The 24,579-nt window shown below is 69.8% G+C and carries 15 protein-coding genes and 1 pseudogene; 11 read left to right on the top strand and 5 right to left on the bottom strand.

Translation table 11 applies throughout. The features are described from left to right. The first annotated feature begins 9 nt into the window (after positions 1–9). From OG878_RS02660 to OG878_RS02630, 7 genes and pseudogenes are all read left to right on the top strand, one after another. On the top strand, positions 10–1,512 hold the full coding sequence (locus OG878_RS02660) for an aldehyde dehydrogenase family protein (protein ID WP_328885223.1): 1,503 nt from the start codon (positions 10–12) through the stop codon (positions 1,510–1,512). A 60-nt stretch (positions 1,513–1,572) separates the two neighbouring features. Beyond that, positions 1,573–3,144: a GMC family oxidoreductase gene (locus OG878_RS02655; protein ID WP_328885222.1), complete on the top strand. Its 1,572-nt coding sequence runs from the start codon at positions 1,573–1,575 to the stop codon at positions 3,142–3,144. Next, the gene (locus OG878_RS02650) at positions 3,141–4,247 is read left to right on the top strand and encodes a quaternary amine ABC transporter ATP-binding protein (protein WP_328885221.1); all 1,107 of its coding nucleotides are present in this window, start codon (positions 3,141–3,143) and stop codon (positions 4,245–4,247) included. Before OG878_RS02655 ends, OG878_RS02650 begins: the two co-directional genes overlap by 4 nt. Then, positions 4,244–6,223 (top strand): ABC transporter permease, encoded by a 1,980-nt coding sequence (locus OG878_RS02645; protein WP_328885220.1) that lies wholly within the window; start codon positions 4,244–4,246, stop codon positions 6,221–6,223. Before OG878_RS02650 ends, OG878_RS02645 begins: the two co-directional genes overlap by 4 nt. Before the next feature lies 1 nt (position 6,224). Next, positions 6,225–7,217, top strand: a complete 993-nt coding sequence (locus OG878_RS02640; RefSeq protein ID WP_328885219.1) for an ABC transporter substrate-binding protein — start codon at positions 6,225–6,227, stop codon at positions 7,215–7,217. A gap of 641 nt (positions 7,218–7,858) precedes the next feature. Then, positions 7,859–9,637: pseudogene (locus OG878_RS02635) on the top strand (cellulase family glycosylhydrolase). Positions 9,638–10,080: 443 nt separating this feature from the next. Further along, entirely contained in the window at positions 10,081–11,889 is a 1,809-nt protein-coding gene (locus OG878_RS02630; RefSeq protein ID WP_328885218.1) for an ABC transporter ATP-binding protein, read from the top strand. A gap of 220 nt (positions 11,890–12,109) precedes the next feature. Here the strand turns inward: OG878_RS02630 and OG878_RS02625 are convergent, their stop codons facing one another. Both OG878_RS02625 and OG878_RS02620 read right to left on the bottom strand, forming a co-directional pair. Beyond that, positions 12,110–12,496, bottom strand: coding sequence for a VOC family protein (locus tag OG878_RS02625; protein WP_328885217.1), 387 nt, complete (start codon positions 12,494–12,496; stop codon positions 12,110–12,112). A 639-nt stretch (positions 12,497–13,135) separates the two neighbouring features. Then, entirely contained in the window at positions 13,136–15,154 is a 2,019-nt protein-coding gene (locus OG878_RS02620; protein WP_328885216.1) for an ATP-binding cassette domain-containing protein, read from the bottom strand. Positions 15,155–15,625: 471 nt separating this feature from the next. On the opposite strand from OG878_RS02620, the gene OG878_RS02615 reads away from it, so the two are divergent. Next, the gene (locus OG878_RS02615) at positions 15,626–17,401 is read left to right on the top strand and encodes an FUSC family protein (protein WP_328885215.1); all 1,776 of its coding nucleotides are present in this window, start codon (positions 15,626–15,628) and stop codon (positions 17,399–17,401) included. A 36-nt stretch (positions 17,402–17,437) separates the two neighbouring features. Here the strand turns inward: OG878_RS02615 and OG878_RS02610 are convergent, their stop codons facing one another. Then, positions 17,438–19,771 carry an FdhF/YdeP family oxidoreductase gene (locus tag OG878_RS02610; protein WP_443049048.1) on the bottom strand — a complete coding sequence of 778 codons (2,334 nt, stop codon included), beginning with the start codon at positions 19,769–19,771 and terminating at the stop codon, positions 17,438–17,440. Positions 19,772–20,268: 497 nt separating this feature from the next. On the opposite strand from OG878_RS02610, the gene OG878_RS02605 reads away from it, so the two are divergent. Next, positions 20,269–20,904 (top strand): DUF1345 domain-containing protein, encoded by a 636-nt coding sequence (locus tag OG878_RS02605; RefSeq protein ID WP_328885213.1) that lies wholly within the window; start codon positions 20,269–20,271, stop codon positions 20,902–20,904. Positions 20,905–21,004: 100 nt separating this feature from the next. Here the strand turns inward: OG878_RS02605 and OG878_RS02600 are convergent, their stop codons facing one another. Then, positions 21,005–21,493, bottom strand: a complete 489-nt coding sequence (locus OG878_RS02600; protein ID WP_328885212.1) for a GreA/GreB family elongation factor — start codon at positions 21,491–21,493, stop codon at positions 21,005–21,007. 318 nt (positions 21,494–21,811) lie between these two features. Here OG878_RS02600 and OG878_RS02595 point away from each other — a divergent pair, with 318 nt between their 5' ends. Together OG878_RS02595 and OG878_RS42160 are read left to right on the top strand one after the other, a co-directional pair. Next, on the top strand, positions 21,812–22,045 hold the full coding sequence (locus tag OG878_RS02595) for a hypothetical protein (protein WP_328885211.1): 234 nt from the start codon (positions 21,812–21,814) through the stop codon (positions 22,043–22,045). A 105-nt stretch (positions 22,046–22,150) separates the two neighbouring features. Then, entirely contained in the window at positions 22,151–22,225 is a 75-nt protein-coding gene (locus OG878_RS42160; protein WP_100661309.1) for a 50S ribosomal protein bL37, read from the top strand. A gap of 388 nt (positions 22,226–22,613) precedes the next feature. On the opposite strand, the gene dacB is transcribed toward OG878_RS42160, so the two are convergent. Next, positions 22,614–24,230 (bottom strand): D-alanyl-D-alanine carboxypeptidase/D-alanyl-D-alanine endopeptidase, encoded by a 1,617-nt coding sequence (gene dacB / locus OG878_RS02590; RefSeq protein WP_328891108.1) that lies wholly within the window; start codon positions 24,228–24,230, stop codon positions 22,614–22,616. Between the last annotated feature and the right edge of the window lie 349 nt (positions 24,231–24,579).

Raw genomic sequence — 24,579 nt, 5'->3', positions numbered from 1 at the left:
AGACACGACATGTCGGCGCTGGAAACCATTCACATCGACGGCATCTGGCGGACCGCGTCCTCGGGCGCAACCCGCGAGATTCTCGACCCCGCCGACGCCAAGCCCCTCGCGTACGTCGCCGAGGGGGGCGTCGACGACACCGATGCCGCGATCGAAGCGGCGCGCCGCGCCTTCGACGACGGCCCCTGGCCGCACCGGCCCGTCGTCGAGCGGGCCGGCCTCCTGCGCCGGGTCGCCGAACTGCTCCAGCGGGACCGCGAGGACATCGCGCTCACGGAGAGCCGCGACACCGGCAAGACGCTCGAGGAAGGCCGTGTCGACGTCGACGACGTGACCAACGCCTTCCGCTACTTCGCCGACCTGGTGATGAACGAGAGCGGCGGCCGGGTCGTGGACGCGGGCGACCCGGAGGTGCACAGCATCGTCGTGTACGAGCCGGTGGGCGTCTGCGCCCTCATCGCACCGTGGAACTACCCGCTCCTGCAAGCCAGCTGGAAGATCGCTCCGGCGCTCGCCGCGGGCAACACCTTCGTGCTGAAGCCCAGCGAGGTCACCCCGCTGTCGACGGTGCACCTGATCCGGCTGCTCTCCGAGGCCGGCCTGCCGGACGGGGTGGCCAACCTCGTCACCGGCGCCGGTGACCCGGTCGGCGCCCGGATGTCCGAGCACCCGGCCGTGGACCTGGTCTCCTTCACCGGCGGTCTCGCCAGCGGCACGAAGGTCGCCCAGGCCGCCGCGCGCACCGTGAAGAAGGTCGCCCTGGAGCTCGGCGGGAAGAACCCCAACGTCGTCTTCGCTGACGCCTGCGCCACCGACGAGGGCTTCGACACCGCGGTCGACCAGGCACTCAACGCCGCGTTCTTCCACAGCGGCCAGGTCTGCTCGGCCGGTTCCCGGCTCATCGTCGAAGAGTCCGTCAGCGAACGCTTCGTCACCGAACTCGCCCGCCGGGCCGACGCGATCCGGCTCGGCCGCGGCACCGCCGACGGAGTCGAGTGCGGTCCGCTCGTCTCGGCGCAGCAGCTCGCCAAGGTCGAGGCGTACGTCGCGTCCGCCCGCGAGGAAGGCGCCGTCGTCCGCTCCGGCGGTGGCCGCCCCGAGCCGTGCGACGTGCGGCCCGCCGGCGGCTACTTCTACGCGCCGACCGTTCTGGACCGGTGTCACCGGGAGATGAAAGTGGTCCGCGAGGAGACCTTCGGCCCGATCCTCACCGTCGAGACGTTCCGGTCCGAGGAGCAGGCCGTCACCCTGGCCAACGACACGGAATACGGTCTCGCGGGCGCCGTCTGGACCACCGACGCGGGCCGCGCCCGCCGGGTCGCCGACCGGCTGCGCCACGGGACCGTATGGATCAACGACTACCACCCCTACCTCCCGCAGGCCGAATGGGGCGGCTTCGGCAAGTCCGGTACCGGCCGCGAGCTCGGGCCCGCCGGCCTCGCGGAGTACCGCGAAGCGAAGCACATCTACCAGAACCTCAACCCGCGCCCGCAGCGCTGGTTCGCGGGCTGACCGCCCGTCTGTTCACCGCGCCACCCACCGGCACGCACCTTGCAGAAGGAGCCGCACGTCATGCCCCCGTCCCGCAGCACCTCGCTTCCCGACGCCGTCGACTACGTGATCGTCGGCGGTGGCACCGCAGGGTCGGTGATCGCCTCCCGCCTCACCGAGAACCCGGACGTCACCGTCACAGTGATCGAGGGCGGCCCCACCGATATCGACCGCGACGACGTACTCACGCTGCGCCGCTGGATGGGCCTGCTCGGCGGTGACCTCGACTACGACTACCCCACCACCGAACAGCCGCGCGGCAACTCCCACATCCGGCACAGCCGGGCCCGGGTCCTCGGCGGCTGCTCCTCGCACAACACGCTGATCAGCTTCAAACCGCTGCCCGGCGACTGGGACGAGTGGGCCGAGGCCGGTGCGGACGGGTGGGACGCGGCCGCCATGGAGCCGTACTTCGCCCGGCTGCGCAACAACGTCGTGGCGGTCGACGAGAAGGACCGCAACGCCATCGCGCGCGATTTCGTCGACGCCGCGCAGGCAGCCGCGGGCGTGCCCCGGGTCGAAGGGTTCAACAAGCGGCCCTTCCACGAGGGCGCCGGCTTCTTCGACCTGGCCTACCACCCGGAGAACAACAAACGCTCCTCCGCGTCGGTCGCCTATCTCCACCCGCACATCGAGGCCGGTGACCGCCCCAACCTGTCGATCCTGCTGGAGACGTGGGCGTACCGGCTGGAGTTCGACGGCAACCGGGCCACCGGCGTGCACGTCCGCACCGAGGACGGAGAGGAGACGCTGCTGCGCGCCGCCCGCGAAGTGATCGTGTGCGCGGGCGCGGTGGACAGCCCCCGGCTGCTGATGCACTCCGGCATCGGCTCCGGGCGGGACCTGGAGGCGCTGGGCATCCCCGTGGTCCACGACCTGCCGGGCGTCGGTGAGAACCTGCTGGACCACCCCGAGTCGGTCATCGTGTGGGAGACCCACGGACCGATCCCGGAGAACTCCGCGATGGACTCCGACGCGGGCCTCTTCGTGCGCAGGGACCCCGAATCCCGGGGTCCCGACCTGATGTTCCACTTCTACCAGATCCCCTTCACCGACAACCCGGAGCGACTGGGCTACGAGCGGCCGGAGCACGGCGTGTCGATGACTCCGAACATTCCCAAGCCCCGCAGCCGCGGCCGGCTTTACCTCACCAGCTCCGACCCGGAGGTGAAGCCGGCCCTCGACTTCCGGTACTTCACCGACGAGGACGACCACGACGGCCGCACCCTCGTCGACGGCATCAAGCTCGCCCGCGAGATAGCCGGGACGGAGCCGCTCGCGCACTGGCTGGGGCGCGAGGTCTGCCCCGGCCCGGACATCACCTCCGACGAGGAGATCAGCGAGTACGCCCGGAAGGTCGCGCACACCGTGTACCACCCCGCAGGCACCTGCAGGATGGGCGCCGCCGACGACAGCACGGCGGTTGTCGACCCGCAGTTGCGGATCCGCGGCCTGGAGGGCATCCGGATCGCCGATGCCTCGGTCTTCCCGACCATGCCCGCAGTGAATCCGATGATCGGCGTACTGATGGTGGGGGAGAAGTGCGCGGAACTGCTCGCGTCCGCCCCCGCGCAGGGAGGTGAGGTGCGATGAACGCCACCGAGCTGCTGTCCAAGGACGGCGACGACGAGCCGCCCACCGCGGACGGAGCGGAGACCCCGGTCTTCACCGTGCGCAATCTGTGGAAGGTGTTCGGCCCGAAGGCCGACCGCATCCCCGGCAGCGAACACGCCGCGTCGCCACCCGCCGAACTGCGTGCGGCCACCGGCTGCACCGCCGCCGTACGGGACGTCTCCTTCGACGTCCGCAAGGGCGAAGTCTTTGTCGTCATGGGTCTGTCGGGCTCCGGCAAGTCAACCCTCGTACGCTGCCTGACCCGGCTGATCGAGCCCACCAGCGGCACCCTCACCATCGACGGCGAGGACGTCCTCTCCATGGACCGTGCCCGGCTGCGCGAACTGCGCAGACACCGTGCCGCGATGGTCTTCCAGCACTTCGGGCTGCTGCCGCACCGCACCGTTCTCGACAACGTCGCCCACGGTCTGGAGATCCAGGGCATGGCCAGGGCCCAACGGCGTGCCAAGGCCGCCGAGTTGGTCGACAAGGTCGGTCTCGCCGGGTTGGAGGACCGCCGTCCCGGTCAGCTCTCCGGTGGTCAGCAACAGCGCGTCGGACTGGCCCGCGCGCTCGCCGTCGACCCCGAAGTGCTGCTCTTCGACGAGCCGTTCAGCGCACTCGACCCGCTGATCCGCCGGGAGATGCAGGAGGAAGTCGTCCGGCTGCACCGCGACGAGGGCCGGACCATGGTGTTCATCACGCACGACCTGAACGAGGCGCTGCGCCTCGGCACCCGTATCGCCCTGATGCGGGACGGCGGCCTCGTGCAGCTCGGAACCCCCGAGGAGATCGTCGGCTCGCCCGCCGACGACTACGTACGCGCCTTCGTTCAGGACGTGTCGCGCGAACAGGTCATCACCGTCAGGACCGCGATGCGGCCCGCCACGGCCGGTGAGGGCGAGGAGGGCCCGGCGCTGCGCCCCGGCGCCACCGTTTCCGAGGCCATCGAGGCCGTCGCCCGCACCGGTGCGGCCACGGCCCGGGTGATGGACGGCGGCAGGCTGCTCGGCGTCGTCGACCACGCAGGTCTGCTCGACGTGGTGGCCGGTACGCAGGCCGAGGAGGTGCCCACCCGATGACCGCTGCCAGTCCCCTCGCCATCGGACGCATACGCCGCACCGTCCGACCGGCCGTGCTGCGCCGGCGCCCGGCCCTCGCCAAACTGCTGCTGCTCGCGGTCGTCGCCGTCGTCGCCGGACCGCTGCTCAACGCCACCTGGGCCGGCGCCGCCTGGCCGGACGCGCTGACCGTCGACCTGACGGGACCGCTGGGCGCCGTCAACGACTGGATCGTCGGCCACCGCGACAGCCACCCGCTGTTCCTCTACTTCTTCGGCCACATCAGCAACGCCGTCGTGCTGTCCGTACGCGGTGTCTACCTGGTGCTGCTCGCGCTCGGCTGGCCCGGCGTCGTCGGGCTCGCCGCGCTGGTCGCCTGGCGGACCGCAGGACTGCGCCTCGCCCTCCTCGGCGGTCTCTCGTTCGCCGTGTGCGGACTGCTCGGCATGTGGCTGCCGACGATGCAGACGCTGGCCCTGATGGTCGTCGCCGTGCTCGCCTCCGTGGTGCTCGGTGCGCTGCTCGGCCTCGCCGCAGGGCTCTCGGACCGCACGTACCGGGCGCTGCGCCCCGTACTCGACACCATGCAGGTGCTCCCCGCCTTCGCGTATCTGCTGCCCGTCGTGCTGATCTTCGGCATCGGGGTGCCCGGCGCGGTTCTCGCGACCGTCGTCTACGCGGCCCCGCCGATGGCCAGGCTCACCGCTCTCGGCCTGCGCGGAGCCGACAAGGGCGTCATGGAGGCCGTCGCCTCGCTCGGCGCGACCGGTGCCCAGCGCCTGCTCACCGCACGGCTGCCGCTGGCCCGCAAGGAACTGCTCCTCGGCCTCAACCAGACGATCATGATGGCCCTCTCGATGGCCGTCATCGCCTCCGTCATCGGCGCCGGCGGCCTCGGTGACCGCGTCTACCAGGCACTGTCCGCCGTCGACGTCGGAGCCGCGCTCGCCGCGGGCATCCCGATCGTGCTGCTGGCCGTCGTCCTCGACCGTACGACCGAGGCCGCCGGCCGCCGCATCGGTACGGCGCCCACCGGGCCCGCCGCACTCCGCGGCCTGCGCGGATGGGGCGTGGCCGCCGGACTTGCCACCCTCGTTGCCGTCGTGGGACGGCTCGCAGGCAGCAGGGTCTGGCCGGACGACGCAGTCCTCTCCGTCGCCGAGCCGGTCAACACCGCCAAGGACTGGATGGTCGACCACCTCTACACCGGGGTGCCGGTCGTGGGAGGCACCGCCGACTGGGCCGCGCGCTTCACCACCTGGATCCTCAACCCGCTGCGCAGCGGGCTGCAGGGCCTGCCCTGGTGGTCCGTGCTGCTGATCGTCGCCGCCCTCGCCTGGGCCATCGGCACCTGGCGCACCGCACTGACCGCCGTCCTCGCGATGGCCGCCATCGGCGTCCTCGGGGTGTGGGACCTGTCCATGGACACGCTCAGCCAGGTCATCGCCGCCGTCGCCGTCACCCTGGTGCTCGGTTTCGGTATCGCCATCGCCGCAGCCCGCAGCGAACGGCTCGAACGCCTGCTGCGCCCCGTGCTGGACGTCTTCCAGACCATGCCGCAGTTCGTCTACCTGATCCCGGTCGTGGCGCTGTTCGGAGTGGGCCGCGCGCCCGCCGCGGCGGCGGCCGTGGTCTACGCCCTGCCGGCCGTCGTCCGCATCACCACCCAGGGACTGCGCGGCGTCGACGCCGGAGCCATGGAATCCGCCCGCTCGATGGGCGCCACCGGCGGCCAGCAACTGCGCCAGGTGCAACTCCCGCTGGCCCGTCCTGCCCTGCTCCTCGCGGTCAACCAGGGCGTCGTCCTGGTCCTCGCCGTGGTCATCATCGGCGGCCTCGTCGGATCGGGCGCGCTCGGTTACGACGTCGTGTTCGGCCTCGCCCAGGGCGACCTGGCGACCGGACTCGTCGCGGGCGCCGCGATCGTCTGCCTGGGACTCATGCTGGACCGGGTCACCCAGCCCACCACCACCCGCCGCCGGCGGAAGGAGAGCTGACATGGCTTGCACCCACCTGTCCACGTCCGCCCGCACCCGGGTCCGTACGCTCGCCGCCGTCGCATCGGCCGCGGCCCTGCTGGCCGTCACCGGCTGCGGTGCGGCGGACATGACGAGGCAGGCATCCCCCTTCGCCGCCCCGGCAGGCATCAGGACCGTCACCCTCTCCGTACAGTCCTGGGTCGGCGCCCAGGCCAACGTCGCCGTGGCGCAGCAGCTGCTGGAGGACCGGCTCGGCTACCGCGTCGACCTCGTCCAGACGGACGAGGTACCGGCCTGGGACGCCCTCAGTCAGGGCCGGGTCGACGCGATCATGGAGGACTGGGGCCACCCGGACCAGGAGAAGCTGTACGTCCACGACAAGAAGACCATCGTCCCCGGCGGGGATCTCGGCGTGACCGGACACATCGGGTGGTACGTACCGAAGTACTGGGCGGACCAGCACCCCGACGTCACGAACTGGAAGAACCTCGACAAGTACGCGGACGAACTGCGCACCCCCGAGAGCGGCAACAAGGGCCAGCTGATGGACGGTTCGCCGTCCTACGTCACCAATGACACGGCCCTGGTGAAGAATCTCGACCTCGACTACAAGGTCGTCTTCGCGGGCTCCGAGGCCGCCCAGATCACGCAGATGCAGCAGTTCGCCAAGCAGAGGAAACCCTTCCTCAGCTACTGGTACAAGCCGCAATGGCTGTTCAACGAGGTGCCGATGGTCGAGGTGAAGCTGCCGGCGTACACCGAGGAGTGCGGGGCGAAGGACGCGAAGGCCATCGACTGTGCCTATCCGACCACGCCGTTGCAGAAGTACCTCAACGCGGACTTCGCGAACCGGGGCGGTGAGGCCGCCGCGTTCCTGAAGAAGTTCCACTGGTCCGAGAGGGACCAGAACGAAGTCTCCGAGCTGATCGCCTCCGAGAAGCTGTCCCCCGAGAAGGCGGCCGAGCGCTGGATCGACACGCACCCGGGCACCTGGAAGAAGTGGATCAGCTAAGGGCTGTCCCGTCATCCCCGGTGGATCGGCGCGCGGCGTCGTATGTGGTGCATCGCAAGGCGGCGGAGCGTCCTCATGCCGGGCGTATTCAGGCGTTCCGACAACGCAGCGAGGTGCCGCAGTTGTCGTCGTGTGCCCGCCAGGGATCACGGGACAGCCCTTAGCACTCCCGTCGAACTTTCGGATGTGGGCTGGTCAACAGCCTGGCGGCGGCTGCGCTCCCGTCGCTGCTCACGGCGCCGACGGTGGGTGCTCCCCGGGGCGACGACGACACACGGACGAGGCACCCACGGCGGCGGGGGCACGGCCGCACTGCTCGAAGGCGCCCACGCGCAGGACCTGCTCGTGCGCGATCACCGCCACGGACACCCCTGCATCGGATTCCGCGGACCCGTATCGCGTTCAAGAGATGAAGGCGGTTCAATCTATTGACGGCGTGTCGGCTTCTTGGCTTCATGGTGGGCGGCGTCGAACCGGCAGTCGACAGACACCATCCACTTCCCTGGACAGCTTTGTTCGGGTGAGCTTCCGCAAAGTTTGGGAGCGCTCCCATGTCGCCCCCGTCGTACTGCCGACAAGACCGCAGGACCACCCCTGGACGATGTCGGAGACCGGGCTCTCAGCAGAGGAGCGCACACACGATGATCCGCCTTCACGGCCGCATACGGCGAGGGGTCACGGTGCTCGTCGCCGTCCTGGCGCTGCTCACCGCACCGCTCATGGCCGCGGGTTCCGCTCAGGCCGCCGCAACTCCCGGCTCGGGCTACTGGCACACCAGCGGTCGGCAGATCCTGGACGCAGGCAACCGGCCCGTGCGCATCGCGGGCATCAACTGGTTCGGCTTCGAGACGGCGAACCACGTCGCGCACGGCCTGTGGTCGCGGGATTACAAGAGCATGATCGACCAGATGAAGTCGTTGGGGTACAACACCATCAGGCTGCCCTACAGCGACGACGTCTTCAAAGGCACGACGCCCGACAGCATCAATTTCTACAACATGAACACGGACCTGCAGGGCCTGAATTCGCTTCAGGTGATGGACAAGATCGTCAACTACGCCGGATCCGTCGGACTGAAGGTCATTCTCGACCGCCACCGCCCGGACTCCAGCGGGCAGTCCGCGCTCTGGTACACCGGCTCCGTACCCGAGTCCACCTGGCTCAGCGACCTGACCGCGATCGCCACCCGTTATGCGGGCAACGCGGCAGTGGTCGGCATCGACCTGCACAACGAGCCGCACGATCCCGCCTGCTGGGGCTGCGGCGACACCTCCAAGGACTGGCGGCTGGCCGCCGAGCGGGGCGGCAACGCGGTCCTTGCCGCCAACCCCGACCTGCTGATCTTCGTCGAGGGCGTGCAGACCTACAACGGCAACTCGTCCTGGTGGGGCGGCAACCTGCAGGGCGCCGGCCAGTACCCGGTTCAGCTCGACGTGGCCGACCGCGTCGTCTACTCGGCTCACGACTACGCCACCAGTGTGGCCTCGTAGCCATGGTTCACCGACCCGTCCTTCCCCAGCAACATGGCCGGTATCTGGGACAAGAACTGGGGCTACCTGTTCAAACAGAACATCGCCCCCGTGTGGGTCGGCGAGTTCGGAACCACCCTGCAGTCCACCACGGACCAGACGTGGCTGAAGGCGCTCGTCCAGTACCTGCGTCCCACTGCGCAGTACGGCGCCGACAGCTTCCAGTGGACCTTCTGGTCGTGGAACCCCGACTCGGGCGACACCGGCGGCATCCTCAACGACGACTGGACCACGGTCAACACCGTCAAGGACGGCTACCTGGCCGGCATCAAGTCCCCCGGTTTCGGCGGCGGCGGAACCGCCGCAGACACCCAGGCCCCGACCGCGCTGGGCAACCTCACCGCCACCGGAACCACCTCCAGCAGTGTGTCGCTGTCCTGGAGCGCCTCCACCGACGACGTCGGCGTGACCTCCTACGACGTCTACCGCGGCAGCACCCTGGTCGGATCCTCCACCACCACCGGCTACACCGACACCGGACTGACCGCGGCCACCACCTACAGCTATTCCGTCAGGGCCAGGGACGCCGCCGGCAACACATCGGCCGCCTCCGCGGCGACCACCGCGAAGACGGCTGCAGCGGCCGGCGGGGGCAGCGGCTGCACGGCGGGCTGGCACATCGACACCCAGTGGACCGGCGGTTTCAACGTCACCGTCACCGTCACCAACCCGGGCGGCACGCCCACCTCCTCCTGGACGGTGGGCTGGACCTGGCCCGGCGGGCAGACGGTGGCCAATGCCTGGAACACCTCGCTGCAGCAGAGCGGCGCCGCGGTCACCGCCAGGAACGCCGCGCAGAACGGCAACCTGGCGGCCAACGGCTCGACCACCTTCGGCTTCCAGGCCAACGGCACGGCCGCCACCCCGACCCTCACCTGCACCGCCTCCTGATCGACCCGGTAAGGGACGCATGGAGTACGGAGGGGGGCGGCCGGGACCGGCCGCCCCCCTCCACGTTTCCCGGGGGCGGCACCGGGCGCTCCTTGCGGGTCGGCGCCGGCTGCCTCGCGCCGACGCCCGAGCCCGCTGCTCGGCCGCCCCGTGTAGGACGACCGGCCGGCGGTCTGCTGTGCCGCGGTCGACCGATGGCTGAAAAAAACGCTTGGACCCCGCGGGCGCCGTCGCGGGAGACTGCGGGTCCCAGGCCTCCCCGTACTCGCACGGATACGTCGTCACGAGCTGCGTGGGGGCTCCGTCGACGCTGTGCCCCGCCTGCCGGAAGGGACCCGAGCGAGGGCACTCACCCGAAGCGAAAGCCCCGCACGGCCGATGAGGCAATGGCTTCTCCCAGAAGGAGCACGTGGCGGGCTGCCGAACGACCACACGGGGTTGGGATGGGATCGCCTGAATCGCGCGAAACGCCGGGCAGGGGCTCGGTGCTCCTCGCACTTCGATACTACGGACGTGAGTTGGCCCGGCGTCGGTGGCTGACGGTGCCCGCAATGCTGCTGCCGGCGCTGGGCAACATCGGCATCAACTACATCGCGCCGCTGGTCGTCGCGAAGCTCGTCGGCCGAATCGCCGGCGACACCGGTATCGCCATCGGCTCGACGCTGCCCTACGTCCTCGGCTTCGCCGGCGTCCTGCTGTTCGCGGAGACGTTGTGGCGTATTGGTTTCCACTGCCTGAACCGTGTCGCCGCCCTCGCGATCGAGCACCTGTACGTGGTGGGCATGGATGAACTGTTCGCCAAGGACACCGCGTTCTTCCACGAGAACTTCGCCGGGTCGCTGACCAAACGGGTCCTGAGCTTCGCCTCCCGCTTCGAGGAGTTCATCGACACGCTGACCTTCTCGGTCGTGGGCAGCTTCGTGCCGCTGGTGTTCGGGTCGGTGGTGCTGTGGCGCTACGAACCGCTGCTCGTCGTCGGGCTGTTGGCGATGATCGCACTGACGGCGCTGTGCGTGGCACCCCTCATCCGCCGCCGGCAGGCGCTCGTCAAGCAGCGCGAGGAGGCGATCGCCCGGGTGTCGGGCCACGTCGCCGACAGCCTGATGAACATGGACACGGTCCGGGCGTTCGCCGCCGAGGAACGCGAGGCCGCCGAGCACCGGTCCCGCGTCGGTGAGTCGCGGCGGCTCACGCTGAGCTCGTGGGACTACGGAAACCTGCGCATCGACACGCTGGTCGCGCCGATGTCCGTGGCGACCAACGCGCTGGGCCTGCTGCTCGCGGTCACGCTCGGCGGAGGCAGCGTGGAGGCGATCGTGGTCGCCTTCACGTTCTACACCAACGCGACGCGGATCATGTTCGAGTTCAACCAGATCTACCGCCGTCTGGAGAGCTCGATGACCGAGGCGGCGCAGTTCACCGAACTGCTGCTGAAGCCGCCGACCGTGCTCGACCCGGCGTCGCCGGAGCCGTTGCTGTCCCAGGCCGCCAACGTCCGCTTCGAGCAGGTGACCTTTGCCCACGGGGGCGCGAAGCCGCTCTTCGAGGGCCTCGACCTGGCCGTGCCCAGCGGGGCGAAGATCGGTCTCGTCGGCCGGTCCGGCGGGGGGAAGACCACGCTCACCCGACTGCTGCTGCGGATGACGGACATCGAAGCCGGCCGGATCCTGATCGGAGGTCAGGACATCAGCAGGCTGCGCCAGGCCGACCTGCGGGGTCTGATCGCCTATGTGCCGCAGGACCCGGCGATGTTCCACCGCACGCTGCGGGACAACATCGCGTTCGCCCGGCCGGACGCCACCGAGGCGGAGATCCGACGCGCGGCCGAGGCGGCGCACGTCACGGAGTTCGCCGACGCACTGCCGGACGGCTTCGGCACCATGGTGGGCGAGCGCGGTGTCAAGCTGTCCGGCGGGCAGCGCCAGCGGGTCGCCCTCGCCAGGGCGATCCTGCGCGACGCGCCGATCCTGCTGCTCGACGAGGCGACCAGTGCCCTGGACTCCGAGAGCGAGATCCTCGTCCAGGAGGCGCTGTGGCAGCTCATGGAGGGGCGGACGGCGCTCGTGGTCGCGCACCGGCTCAGCACGGTCGCCACCATGGACCGGCTCGTCGTCCTGGATCGCGGACGGATCGTTGAGCAGGGCACGCACCAGGAGTTGCTCGCCTCGGACGGCGCCTACGCCAAGCTCTGGCAGCACCAGTCGGGAGGCTTCCTGGACGACACCCCCGCGCCGCAGGCGGACGTGCACTGAACCCAGGACCGGTGGGTGTGACCCTGGACCTGCCGGAATCCCCACCGGGCGGTCTCGTTCCGGGGTGCCGGAGCGGCAGGTGGCGATGGGGGCGCCGATGTCCAGCTCCAGGCCGGGCACTTGGCCCGCCTGCGCGGGAGCCGGCGAGTGCGTTGCGGGTGTGGTCGGGCTGCCAGGGCAGGCGACCGCACGTCGGTCCGGCGCGGTGTGCGGCCTCCGATCAGGGGCGGCGTCCCGCAAGGACGCAGAACTCGTTCCCCTCCGGGTCGGCGAGTACGACCCAGCTCTCACCGCCTTGGCCGACGTCGGCGTGTCGAGCACCCAGGTCGAGCAGGCGACGGACCTCTTCGTCCTGCTCCCTGTCGGTCGGGTTGACGTCGAGGTGGAGCCTGTTCTTGACGGTCTTGCCCTCGGGTACCTGCGCGAAGGTCAACGTCGGTGGCACTGGGCCAAGTCGGTTCCTGCCTTCAGGTACCAGAGGGGAGCCAATGGTGACGATTCCGTCGTCTTCGTCCTGCACCTCGTAGTCAAGGACCGAGCACCAGAACCGTGCGAGACCGTGGGGATCGGCACAGTCGATCGCAAGCTCGGTGAACTTACTGGTCATGTCAGGACCTCCCAGTCGCGTAGCGGGTCCGCCGAAGGCCACGCGCCGACCGCGGTGTTCGACGGCGAGGTGAGCCGCACGTGGTGTGCGTCCGTCGACACCTGCCGCGACGGTTTCCGCCGTCTGCTCACCCTGGTGCCCTCCGTGACCTCTCGATCGTGGACCCTGTCAGAAAGTTTGACCTAAGCCACCGTTCGTCGTCGTACATACGCTCCAAGGGCTCTTCGGGCAGGGGCACCGTCCGCAGATGGCGACACAAACGAGACCTGTCATGTCATGGGTGTCATGGGGTAGGTGCTGTTCGGTGTGCCACCACTTGTGGACGGCACACCGGCCCAGCTTCGCCTGCGCGTACGCCCGGTCGAGCCGGTGTGGACACTCGTCCGTCAGCAGGACCGCGAGCCGTACGAAGTCACTCGCCGCACGTCGCGCATTCCTTCGTGCACACGGGCGAACATCACCGGCGCGAGCAGGCCGTCGGCAGCCGCTCCGTCGGACCAGCGCCGCCGGTCGGTGCCGGAAGCGATGAACCGCCGTCTGACGGTGTCGGCCAGGCCCTCGTCTCCTCGCCGGGGATGACGCCGAACTCGAGGGTGAGCAGAAGGGTTTCGAGCTCTGTCCGGGCTTCGGGCCGGAGGGTCACGGTGACGCCTGCCCATCCGCGCCGGACCGGAGAGTCTCGCCGGTGCTCCGTCCTTGCTTCGGTACGGCGGGGGTCTGGAACTGCCGGGCCTGAAGTTCATACGCCGTACGGAAGACTCCGGTGCCGCCGGCGGGATTCATCAGGTCGTCGAAAGTGCCGTGCTCGACGACCCGCCCCTCGTCCAGGACGTAGATCAGATCGGCATGACGGACGCTGTGTAATCGGTGAGTGATCAGGATCGTGGTCTGTCCGGTCCCCGCGAGGCGGTGGATCTGGTCGAAGACCTGCTGTTCGGCCGCAGGGTCCAGCGCGCTGGTCGGCTCGTCCACGATCAGCACCTGCCCGTCGCGGTAACGGGCCCTGGCCAGACCGAACTTCTGCCACTGCCCGCCGGAGATGTCCTGACCGCCCTGATACCCACGCACCAGCAGTGTGTCCTTGCCCCGGGGCAGCTTCGCCAGCACCTCATCGGCGCCTGCGTACGCGGCCGCCGCGTCGATCGCCGCGTCGTCGATCGGTGCGTCCGGCCGGCCGATGCCGATGTTCACCCGAGCGGTGAAGGGCCAGCGGCGGAAGTCCTGGGCGACCATGGCGATCCGGCTGAAGATCTGGGCGCGGTGGGCCTTGGCCGCATCCACGTCCCCCCACACGATCCGGCCGCTGTCCGGCAGATACAGGCCGCAAAGAAGCCTGGTGAGCGTGGTCTTGCCCGAGCCGTTCTTCCCGACCAGGGCGACGGTCCTGCCTCGGGGGATGACGAGGTTCACTTCATGCAGGGACGGCTGGTCCGCGCCGTGGTAGGTGAAGGTGGCCTTCTCGAAGCGGATCTCGTTCCACTGCTCCGGCAGGTCGAGCCCTGTCGTCGGGATGGCCCGCCGCTCCGCTTCTTCGCACAGTCTCTCCAGGTCGGCGACGAACAGCGACTCCTCCTGCATGTCGGTGACCCTCAGCACCAGTTCGTTGATGCTCGCCGAGCCGGTGCGAATCGCGAGAACGGCCGTGCCGCCGACCGCCAGCTCCATCGCCCCGTTCCAGAGCAGCAGCCCCAGCACCAGGTACGTGGCCACCGTGGCCACCCCGCGGGCTGCGTCTGCGGTCAGTCCGGTGCGGGCGCCGATCCACGCCAGTCGAGTCTGCTCCCTCTCGCTCGTCTCCGCCATGCCCCGGAAGTGTTCCAGCAGGAACGGCCCCACATCGTGCACCCGCACCTCACCCGCGGCCTGTTGATCGATCAGCAGCCGGCTCAGCAGTTGTGCGGCCCGTGCGTGTTGCACGAACCGATGCCAGCTCACGTACCGTTGGCGCGCCATCGTCAGGGAACCCCATGCACTCGGCAGGGCCATGGCCATCAGTAACGGCAGCAGCAGGGGATGCAACACCGTCAGCACGCCCGCGGCCGCAACCAGCGAGATCGCCGAGGTGACCACGGCCGTGCAGTACCCGACCATCCGCCGGGCCCCGTCGGCGCCCCACTGCGCCGAATCCATCAGCTTGTGAAAGGCGTCGTCCTCGATCGCCTCCATCTCCACCCGCGCCACCAAGCCCAGGTACCGTTCGGTGGCGACACGCTGGACCTTCGGCTCCAGAATCCCCGTCGAGGCCGTTGAGGCGGACTTCAGGACCGATCCGACGACGGCCATCACGGCGACGAACACGAGCGACGGCAGCGCCGCCCGGAGCCGCTCGACGGTGCTTCCCTGCGCGAGGAGCCCGGCGAGCAGTGTGTTCACCGCAACCAGCGAGACGGCCTGTGCGATGCCGCGCCCGATCTCGCTGACCGCCACCACGTGCAGGGCGCGGCGGTCTGCCTGACGGGCGAGACGCACGGCGATCGCCACCTGCCGCGGCAGGCTCGCCGCCATCGTCTGCATGCCGAGCTTCAGCCAGGCCCCGCGATGCTGGCTCCAGCCCAGGTCGTACTCCAACTCGCCGCCGAACAGCAGCTTCTCGGACGCCGACGGTTCGGGCGGCGCTTGCTTGGCGTCGTGCGGACCTCTTCCTGCCGTGGCCGTCATGCCGCCCACCTCGTGTCCCGGCGTACTGCACGGCGCACGCCGGCGTCGGTACGGCCCCCGATGGTTACGGCCGACGGGGCGACAGGCGGGCGGTGTTCGAATCTGACGGATGCGTTTTCAAGGGTGGGCATCGGATTCACGGATCCTCCGGATGGGTGCGCGAGGGGCACTGGTGCTCTAGGAACGGCCCTTCTGGGCGGCCTGTAACGGCCCTGGCGGGGGCAGATCGTGAACAAACGTTCCCATATGGCGTGGAGGCCGGGGATGGGGCGTTGTGGCGTCGTTCGATAGTTGGCCATCTCATCAGGTCGTTGGCCGGAATCCCTTCGGGCGGCGCCGGGTGGCCCGGAAGGCCGCCCCCGACATGGCGCATACTCCGCGCCGCCGTGCTGCCGGCGGGGCCCCGGAGCACCTGGGGCGTCAGCGCTCCATGACCCGTCCGGCAGCAGATGCAGGTGATATACACCGCATATGCCCCGTTTGCGCCCTCTGCTCACTGTTGTGATCGGGAGTAGCCGGAGGTGTTCGGCAGCCCGTGTGGGGCGTGCGCTCTCCCCGCGTGGCGTGCTCGCCCTGCAGAGCGTGGACGGCGCCCTGTCCTTCGCCCTGCGTGCCGCGCTCGCCATGGCGCTGCCCGCGCTGCCCATGGCACTGGCCGGGCGGGCCGACCAGGCTGTCTACGCCATGCTGGGCTCCTTCACCACCACGTTCGGCCGCAACCTGCCCTACGCGCGCCGTGCCCGCGTGCTCGCGGTGGTGGCGGCCGCCATGACGGCATGCGTGGGCTGCGGTTCGGCCCTTGCCGCGTGGGCCCATCCACGGGACGGGGGAGCCGCCGCCGTGGTGGTCGCCACGGCCGTGGTGGCCGGGATGGCGAAACTCGCGTGTGACGCGGCGCGTCTGAGCGGACTGGGCGCGGTACTGCTGCTCTTCTCCTTCGCCGTGGCGGCCAACGGTTCGCCTGCGTGGGCCGACGTCCTTCCCCGGACCGGCCTGGCCGCGGTGGGTGCGGCCGTGGCCTGGGTGCTGGCCGTGCTGGGCTGGTTCGTGCACCCGGATCGTCCGCAGCGGCTGGCGGTGGCCGCGGCTCTGCGCGAGCTCGCGGACCTGGTGGAGGCAACGGCCGAGGGGGACGGAAGCGGGCTGGTCCGTCACCGGGCGACCGCCGCTGTGCTGCAGGGGTATCGGACTCTGGGGTGCCTGCCTCCGACAGCCACGGAGTGGGGCGGCCGCGGCGACACATGCGTCCGTCTGATCGACCTTTCCTGGTCGCTGCTGATCGGTGCCTCCCGCCGTCCGCCGGACGACCCCACCCGCCTGGCGCGGGACCTGCGCCGCCAGGTCCGCCTTCTTGGGAGCCGTCGCGACCGGATTCCCCGACTCCTGCCCGAGCTGTCGCTCCCGTCCCTGGTCGCCCAGGCCGGCATGGTCTCCGTGGCGGGCTCCGAGCCGGTTCCGGCCGATCCCGCGACGCGGCGCGCCGCCGAACTGCGTGCCGCGGAACTGGTGACGGGGCGGCGCCACGGCGGCTCCGGCCACATGGCGGTCCTGCTCGTTCCTGCTCTTCGGATGGTTCTCGGTACCGGTCTTGCCGGAGGGGCGGCCCTTCTTCTTGGCCTCGGCCACGGCTACTGGGCGGCGATCTCCGCTGCCGCGGTGCTGCATTCGATCAATGTCCGCACGGCGTCACGGCGCGCCGTCCAGCGCACCCTGGGCACGGTCGCCGGGCTGATGCTCGCGCTCGGCGTGCTGTCCGCCCGCCCCGACCCCGTGGTGCTCGTCCTGGTGATCGTCCTCCTGGAGTTCCTGCTGGAGTACGTCGTGGCGCGCAACTACGGTCTCGGCGTCGTCTTCCTCACGCCGTTGGCCCTGCTGATGTCCGACCTGGCCACTCCGGCACCTGCCGGAGCCCTCGTCGCGGACCGGGCGCTGAGCAGTCTCCTCGGTATCGTCATCGCGCTGGCGTGCGCGCTGTCGGTGGTCCACGGCCACGCGGCGGTCCGGGCGGAGCGCGCACTCGCCGCGTGCACGGAGGCGTCCGAGCATGCCGAGCAGGCGTTGGCGGACCGTTCGGCGCCGTCGTACCCCATGGTCCAGACACACCTGGCGGCAGCTGTGGTGGAGCTGCGCGAGGCCGACGATGCCGCGGCGGGCGAGCTCTGGCAGGCGGAGATCGATCCGACCGAGCTCGCCGCCGCGGAGCAGCGCGCCTACCTTCTCCTGGAGCGGTTCGTACGGGGACGGTGATGCCGCGCGGAGTACCGCCCGTGCGCGCTCCCTGCTTCAGGCGGCAGGACCGATGGTGACGTTGACGTGCTTCATGATCGGCTGGTCGCTCTGGGTGCTGTAGTCGCCGAGCGCGCACAGCACGTTCATCTCGGGCATGTATCCGGCCGCGCAGCCGCGGGGGATGTCGTAGGGGATGGCGAGGTAGCCGCGGAGGGACCGCTGACTGCCGTCCCTCGCCGTACTCGTGATGTCGACCGGGCCACGGTCGGCGATGCCGCGTTCGCGCATGTCGGCCCGGTTCATGAAGACGAGCGTGCGCAGGTTCTTGATGCCGCGGTAGCGGTCGTTGTCGGAGTAGATGGTCGTGTTCCACTGGTCGTGGGAGCGCATGGTGCCCAGCGCCAGGGCGCCGGGAGCCGGCACGACGTCGGGCAGTTCGGCGGTGGAGAACTCGGCGAGTCCCGACGGGGTGAGGAAGACCAGTTCACGGGCGGGCTGCTTGATGCGGAAGCCGAGGGGCAGGCGCACGCGGCGGTTGAAGTCCTCGAAGCCGTCGAGGACCTTGGCCATGGTGTCGCGGATGCGGTCGTAGTCCTCGACGTACCGCTCCCAGGGCGTGGCGCTGTCGGGCATGGCGGCCCGGGCCATGCCGGCGATGATGGCCGGCTCGGACAGCAGGTGCGCGGAGGCGGGGCGCTTCATCCCGATCGAGAGGTGGACCATGCTCATCGAGTCCTCGACGGACGAGCTTTGGATGCCCTTGCGCTGATGGTCCTTCTCGGTACGGCCGAGGCACGGCAGGATGAGGGCCCCGCGGCCGTGGACGACGTGGCTGCGGTTCAGCTTGGTGCTCACCTGGACGGTGAGGTCGCAGTTGCGCAGCGCCGCGTAGGTGTACGAGGTGTCGGGCGCCGCGAGGGCGAAGTTGCCGCCCATGCCGACGAACACCTTCACATCGCCGCTGTGCATCGCCCTGACCGTGTGGACGGTGTCCAGACCGTGCTCACGGGGCGGCTCGATGTCGCAGACCTCGGCGAGGCGGTCCAGGAACGCGTCGGTGGGGCGGTGATCGATGCCGCAGGTGCGGTTGCCCTGGACGTTGCTGTGCCCTCGTACGGGGGAGGGACCCGCTCCTTCACGTCCCAGATTGCCGCGGAGGAGAAGCAGATTGACGATCTCCCGGACGGTGTCGACGCCGTGCTCGTGCTGACTGATGCCCAGGCACCAGCTGACGATGCTGCGGTCGGCCTCGCCGTACACGCGCGCCGCTTTGAGGATGTCGGCGCGGCTCAGCCCGGACTGGTTCTCGATCTCCTCCCACGATGTGGCCTCGCACAGTGCGCGGTATTCCTCGAAGCCGGACGTGTAGCGGTCGATGAACTCCCGGTCCAGAGCCTTGGGGTCGGATGCGGACTGGTCCAGGACCGCCTTGGCCATGCCACGCAGCAGGGCCATGTCGCCGCCGATGCGGGGCTGCAGGTTCAGCGTGCTGGTGCGGGTCGTCTTGAAGAGGGCCATGTCCGTGAAGTCGTGCGGGACGATGGTGCGTGTGGCCGCCGCCTCGACGATCGGATTGATGTGCACGATCTGGGCACCGCGATGGTAGGCCTCGGCGAGGGCGGTGAGCATCCGGGGCGCGTTGGAGGCGGCGTTGACTCCCAGGATGAACAGCGCGTCGGCGGACTCCCAGTCCTTGAGGTCGACGGTCCCCTTGCCGGTGCCCAGGGAGGCATGGAGGGCGCGTCCACTGGCCTCGTGGCACATGTTGGAGCAGTCCGGCAGGTTGTTGGTGCCCAACTCACGGGCCATCAACTGGTAGAGGAACGTGGCCTCGTTGCCGAGCCGGCCGGAGGTGTAGTAGGACGCCTGGTTCGGGTTGTCGAGGCCGCGCAGGGCACGGCCGATCACCTCGAAGGCGTCCTTCCAGCAGATGGGGACGTAGTGGTCCGTATCGGGGTCGTAGACCATCGGTTCGGTCAACCGGCCCTGGTTCTCGAGGCTGTAGTCGCTCCATCCGGCCAACTCCGTCACCGAGTGCGCGGCGAAGAAGTCGCGCCCGACCCGCTTGCGGGTCATCTCCCAGGTGACGTGCTTGATGCCGTTCTCACAGATGTCCAGGTGCAGACCCTTGGTGTCGTCCGGCCACGCGCAGCCCGGGCAGTCGAACCCGGTGTTCTCGTGGTTCATCCGCATGATCGCCCGCGGCCCGTCCACCAGCGCACCCTCGCGCATCAGGAAACGGGTCACGCTCTTGGCCGCGCCCCAGCCGGCGGCAGGGTGGTGGTACGGGTGAAACTCCGGATCCCCCTCGGGGGTGGGCCCCACGCGGGGCTCCAGGGATTCCTGTTCGTCAGTGCCGGCGCTCAAGACTCTCAACCCTTCCTCCATGCGGACATGAGGGGATAATCCGTCGTTTTCGGGCAGGTTATGCCTGCCGGTACGTGCCCGCCATTCGACTTTCGAGGACGGGGCAGTGCCGGATTTTCGACAAGGGAGCGCCGTGGTGCCGCCGCGCTGCACGCCGCTACGCCCGCGGCTACTCTGACGCTGTTCCCCTCCGTTCCTTATTGCGGCTCATTGCCCGTCGGGAGTCTCACGGCCGTGTCCCAGCCTGTCGTCACGCATCGGTCCGGGGCAGCGGTCTTCCTGATGGCCACGGTGGGTCCCGGGGATGAGGGAGCCGCGCGCGAGGGGTTCCAGGTTCCGGCGGGCGCGACCCGCTCCGTGGTGTTCCGTTCCCCCGACGACGGCCTCACCTGTGTCGTCGGCGTCGGCCCCGAGCCACGGGACCGCCGCGTCGACGGACCGCGGCCGCGCGAACGGTCGACGTACTGGAGGTCTGAGACCCTTCGCCGAGCTGCCGAGGCGTCACACTCGAGGCTCCCATGAACCACTGGCTTGTACGTTCCGCCGTATCCCGACTCGCGGGCGCGGCGGTCGCCGGAGCGGCCGTCGGTGCGGTCGTCGGCGTCCTGACCCACCCACCCCTGGGAATGCTCGCGGGCATCGCCGCGGCGGAGACGCTGTTCGTCGTGGCCGGGTGGCTCGCCTTGTGGCCCATGGACGCCGCCACCACCCATCGCATCGTCCGGCGCGAGGAGTTCCGGCCCGTCGTCGAGGAGCTCGTCATCGTCCTGGCCGCCGTGTGCGGACTGGTCGGCATCGTGTTGCTGCTCCTGGCCGGCGACTCGGACCTGAGCCACGCCGCGGCCGCGACTGCGCTCTGCGGTGTGTTCATGTCCTGGGCGGCACTCCACCTGATGTACGCCACCCGCTACGCGTACATCTACTATCAGCCACCCGGGGGCGGGATCGACTTCAACACCGACACCCCGCCGCGCTACAGCGACTTCCTCTACTTCAGCTACAACCTCGGCATGACCTATCAGGTCTCCGACACCGACGTCTCCAGTTCCACGATCCGCGCGGTCGCCCTGCGGCACTGCCTGCTGTCGTATGTCTTCGGTGCCAGCATCCTGGCCACCACCATCAACCTCGTCGCCGGAATCGTCACGGGCTGACACGAGGGCGGTCCCGTACGGTCAGGCCGGGACTGCGTCAAAGGGGCGGTTCGGTCAGGGCGCCGGCCCGGCGTTCTCCCGCCCGGTGTCACGCGTTGCGCTATGACCCGCTCGGAGACCTGTCGTCCCCGTCGCCGAGAGACAGTACGACCGCGGTCGTCCGCCCCTCCGGCGTCTCGTAGTCGACGGTGTCGCCGACACGACGCCCGAGCAGGGCGCGGCCGAGCGGGCTGTCGGCGGTGACCAGGGTCTGGTCCCGTTCCTCGGCCATCTCGGTGATCCGGACGGTCGCCTCCGTGGCGTCCGTGTACCGAACCGTCACGGTGCTGCCCACGCCGACCGTCCCGGTGCGGGGAGAACCGGCGACGGCCGCCTCGCGAAGCCGACCGTCGATCTCGGTGATGCGGCGGTCCAGGCGGTCGAGTTCCGCGGCGCGTTGCAGCTCGTCGGCCTGGTCCGCCCTGTCACCCACCTCGTCGCCGCCCCGCAAGGTGGCCGCGACGGTATCGCGCTCGACGCGCAGATCGGACAGCTCCTGCTCGAGCGCCGCGCGGGCGACAGCGCTGATGGGCTCAGGTCCACCGGTCATTCCTGCTCCCGTCGTGCGGGCGGCACAGCCGAGTGCCGCAGGTCAATTGCGGCATTTCTCAAGATATCAGGCAAATCTTTCCATCGCGGTGACGGGTATGCGTACGCTCGCAGCAGGTGCTCCCGGGCCTCCGGGTCCGCGGGTCGGTGCCTGTGGTTCGGCGACGCCGCCCACTTCTCTCCCGGCTCATCCGGCCCGAGGTTCGAGGCCGGAGGCGGGGGCTGCGGGGCAGGCCCCGTGCGGCCTCGCCCGGCGATTGTGTCCAGGGGGCGCTCCGCTCGACATGTGCGCGGCCCGCCCCTGCCACACGCTGTAGATATGACCAACGATGCTGGCGAGGCGTTCCACCCCACCCCCGTCGTCGTCCTCGGCGTCGTGCCGGACGACCCGCCGTACCGCATGGTGGAGGTCAACGGAGAGTTGGCCGGGGCTGCCTACGACATGGTGGATGTGATCAGGCTGGCGCACCAGGCGGGGGTGTCCGAGATCGACTTCGACGATCCCGCGGTCGTGAGATGGGTCGGCGGAGGCAAGTACAAATGGGTCCCCTGACCGGGCGGACTTCTGGTGTACGCGCAACGCTCCTGCTGCAGACGCGGCCGGTCGAACCTATACTGACGATCGCCCTAAATGCACCCAATCCGGGAGAAGTGGACTATGGCCAAGCGAGGGAACAAGCGACGCGCCCGCAAGAAGAAGAAGGCCAATCACGGCAAGCGCCCCAACGCCTGAGCGCACCGGACACACGACGGCGCGTGGCGACGGGCCATCCGGACCACACGCTCAAGGCGCGTCCCCTGCGGGCCTGTCGCATGCGGGAGGCGGCCCCCGCGGGTGTCATCGGATTCCGGATCCGAACAGTCGACGCGGTCCGATGCCGCTTCTCCGGGCCGTGCCCGCGTGGCCGATGGGAGCCGGATCGAGTTGAGCGCAGAGGCGCCGGCGCATAGGAACAGGCGTTGTCGCCGCGGGCAAGCTGCGATCGGAGCCGCGCGGGCAGGCCGACATCGGCCACAGGTGAGGGGCGGGGTCGGTCCCCGCCCCTCACCGTCCGGTCGGCCTCCGGCTGGATCAGCGCCCGGTGGTTGCGTGCGCCGCCTTGGAGGTCAACGATCGTCGCTCAGCAGCTCGCAGGCTTCATCCAGGAGCACTCGAGGTCGGTGCGCCCGTTCTGCTCATCCTTTGCGGCGGGCGCATCGGTCGTGGACCGGGCGGACCGGGCCGCACCGTTCAGCTGCTCTGCGCCCTTGACGCTGTAGTCGGCGAGCGCCGCTCCGACCGCATCCTCGATGTTCTTGACCGAGCTCGCGACGTAGTTGTTGCTGACGAAGCTGAAGACGAGCTCCCGGCCATCGGCGTCCGTCACATAGCCGGAGAGCCCCGACACGCCGGTCAGCGAGCCGGTCTTGCCGTGCAGGTTGCCCGCGGCCGCGGTCCCGCACATACGGGAGCGCAGCGTTCCGCCGGTCATCCGGTCGGACACGCAGGCGATCGGCAGGGCGCCGTACCAGTCCTGGAACCACGGTTGTTGACGTGCGGCGACCAGCAGCTCGGTGAACTGCTTGGTGGACACCACGTCCATTCTCGACAGGCCCGAGCCGTCCATCTGACGCAGGGCGGCAGGATCCAGCCCGAGGGTACGCAGGTAGTCGGCGATCGCCGACAGCCCGGCCGACCAGGTGCCGCTGCCCTTGACCTCGTATCCGATGGTCTTGACCAGCACTTCCGCATGGTTGTTGTTGGACAGCTTCAGGAACGGCGTCAGCAGATCCTTCAGCGGCATCGACGGATGGGAGGCCAGTGACGTGGCACCCTCCGGGACGGCCTTGCCCAGCACCGGCTCTCCGGTCACCTTCACTCCGTGTGCGGCCAGCGCGTCCGCGAAGACGGCGGACGCATAGCCGGCGGGCTCCCAGACGCTGATCCACGAGTTCGTGGCTGCGCTCCCGACGGGAATCTTGCCGCTGACCACGATGGTGTTGCTGCCGTGCGGGCGATCGACGGCGACCGTACGGCTCTCGCCGGCGCCGACGGTGGTGGCGCTGTTGTCGATGCGTACGTAGTCGTTGGGCGGGGTGACTTTCACCGTGGGCGCATCGCCGGGCGCGGCACCCGGGGTCACCGTGAGCAGGACGGTGCCGGCGTCGTAGTCGGTGTCCGGGGCGACCGTCAGCGGAGAGATCTGCGACGAGTAGTAGGCGGACTCGTCGTCGGCTGCCCAGGACGCGCCGAGCCGGTTGCTGTCGAAGCGGGTGTCGTCGGCGACCAGCCGGCCGGTGACCCGCTGGATCCCCGCTGCGGCGACCGATGCTGCCAGCCGGTCGTAGTCCTCGGCCAGCATCGTGGGGTCGCCGGTACCGCGAAGGTACAGGTCGCCCTTGAGTACGGACCCGTGGCGGGAGCCGTCCGCGAACACGTCGGTGCTGTACCGGTAGTCGGGGCCGAGCAGCGCCATGGCCGCGGTCGACGTCAGAAGCTTGGTACTGGATGCCGGCACCAGACGGCCGTCGCCATTGCGCTGATAGAGCGTCTGCCCGGTCTTGGCGTCGCTGACGACGACTCCGATCTGGGCGCCGGCCAGCCGGGTGTCGCTGAGAATGTGGTCAAGGGTGTCCGACAGGCCGGGCGCAGGGGAGTCGGCCCCGGCCGGCACCCCTGAGGTGGCTGTCAGGGCCAGGCTTGCGGCGACGGCCCAGAGCACGGCCCGATGGCGGAATCTTCGCTGAATGGTTGGCATACGCATGGAACCAGATGATCAGGTATCCGGATCCTCGAGGGAAGGCCTGCGCCGTTCGGATTCACGTGGGGCCATCGGTTCGGCGTGCCGAGGGGCGGTCCGGAATCACGGATGGGGAGGGCGACGCAGGCCGGCCCCAGCCGAAGGCGAGGCCGCACGCACCGACCTGACCGGGCGTCACGCCAGCCCGGTGCCCCGGTGCCCCTCCGGTCTTCATGCGGCAGACGAGGGGCCTTGCCGGCCGACGGGGGCGGCTCCGCAGTCCGAAGGCGTGCACCCGACCGGCCCCCGACTCCGGGCGGGTGGGTCCCGAGGTGCCTATCGTCGTCGCACGGGCGGTGACTGTGCG

It is taken from the genome of Streptomyces sp. NBC_00316, from assembly GCF_036158715.1.
Taxonomy (GTDB): domain Bacteria; phylum Actinomycetota; class Actinomycetes; order Streptomycetales; family Streptomycetaceae; genus Streptomyces.
This window is presented reverse-complemented; position numbering and strand designations above follow the sequence as displayed.

What these genes read in the sequence shown, in the direction of transcription:
- OG878_RS02630 (WP_328885218.1), top strand. Translation starts at nt 10,081, where the DNA reads ATGGGATCGCCTGAATCGCGCGAAACGCCGGGCAGGGGCTCGGTGCTC.
- OG878_RS02610 (WP_443049048.1), bottom strand. Translation starts at nt 19,771, where the DNA reads ATGGAGGAAGGGTTGAGAGTCTTGAGCGCCGGCACTGACGAACAGGAA.
- dacB (WP_328891108.1), bottom strand. Translation starts at nt 24,230, where the DNA reads ATGCCAACCATTCAGCGAAGATTCCGCCATCGGGCCGTGCTCTGGGCC.
- OG878_RS02625 (WP_328885217.1), bottom strand. Translation starts at nt 12,496, where the DNA reads ATGACCAGTAAGTTCACCGAGCTTGCGATCGACTGTGCCGATCCCCAC.
- OG878_RS02615 (WP_328885215.1), top strand. Translation starts at nt 15,626, where the DNA reads ATGCCCCGTTTGCGCCCTCTGCTCACTGTTGTGATCGGGAGTAGCCGG.
- OG878_RS02650 (WP_328885221.1), top strand. Translation starts at nt 3,141, where the DNA reads ATGAACGCCACCGAGCTGCTGTCCAAGGACGGCGACGACGAGCCGCCC.
- OG878_RS02620 (WP_328885216.1), bottom strand. Translation starts at nt 15,154, where the DNA reads ATGACGGCCACGGCAGGAAGAGGTCCGCACGACGCCAAGCAAGCGCCG.
- OG878_RS02605 (WP_328885213.1), top strand. Translation starts at nt 20,269, where the DNA reads ATGAACCACTGGCTTGTACGTTCCGCCGTATCCCGACTCGCGGGCGCG.
- OG878_RS02655 (WP_328885222.1), top strand. Translation starts at nt 1,573, where the DNA reads ATGCCCCCGTCCCGCAGCACCTCGCTTCCCGACGCCGTCGACTACGTG.
- OG878_RS02600 (WP_328885212.1), bottom strand. Translation starts at nt 21,493, where the DNA reads ATGACCGGTGGACCTGAGCCCATCAGCGCTGTCGCCCGCGCGGCGCTC.
- OG878_RS02645 (WP_328885220.1), top strand. Translation starts at nt 4,244, where the DNA reads ATGACCGCTGCCAGTCCCCTCGCCATCGGACGCATACGCCGCACCGTC.
- OG878_RS02660 (WP_328885223.1), top strand. Translation starts at nt 10, where the DNA reads ATGTCGGCGCTGGAAACCATTCACATCGACGGCATCTGGCGGACCGCG.
- OG878_RS02595 (WP_328885211.1), top strand. Translation starts at nt 21,812, where the DNA reads ATGACCAACGATGCTGGCGAGGCGTTCCACCCCACCCCCGTCGTCGTC.
- OG878_RS02640 (WP_328885219.1), top strand. Translation starts at nt 6,225, where the DNA reads ATGGCTTGCACCCACCTGTCCACGTCCGCCCGCACCCGGGTCCGTACG.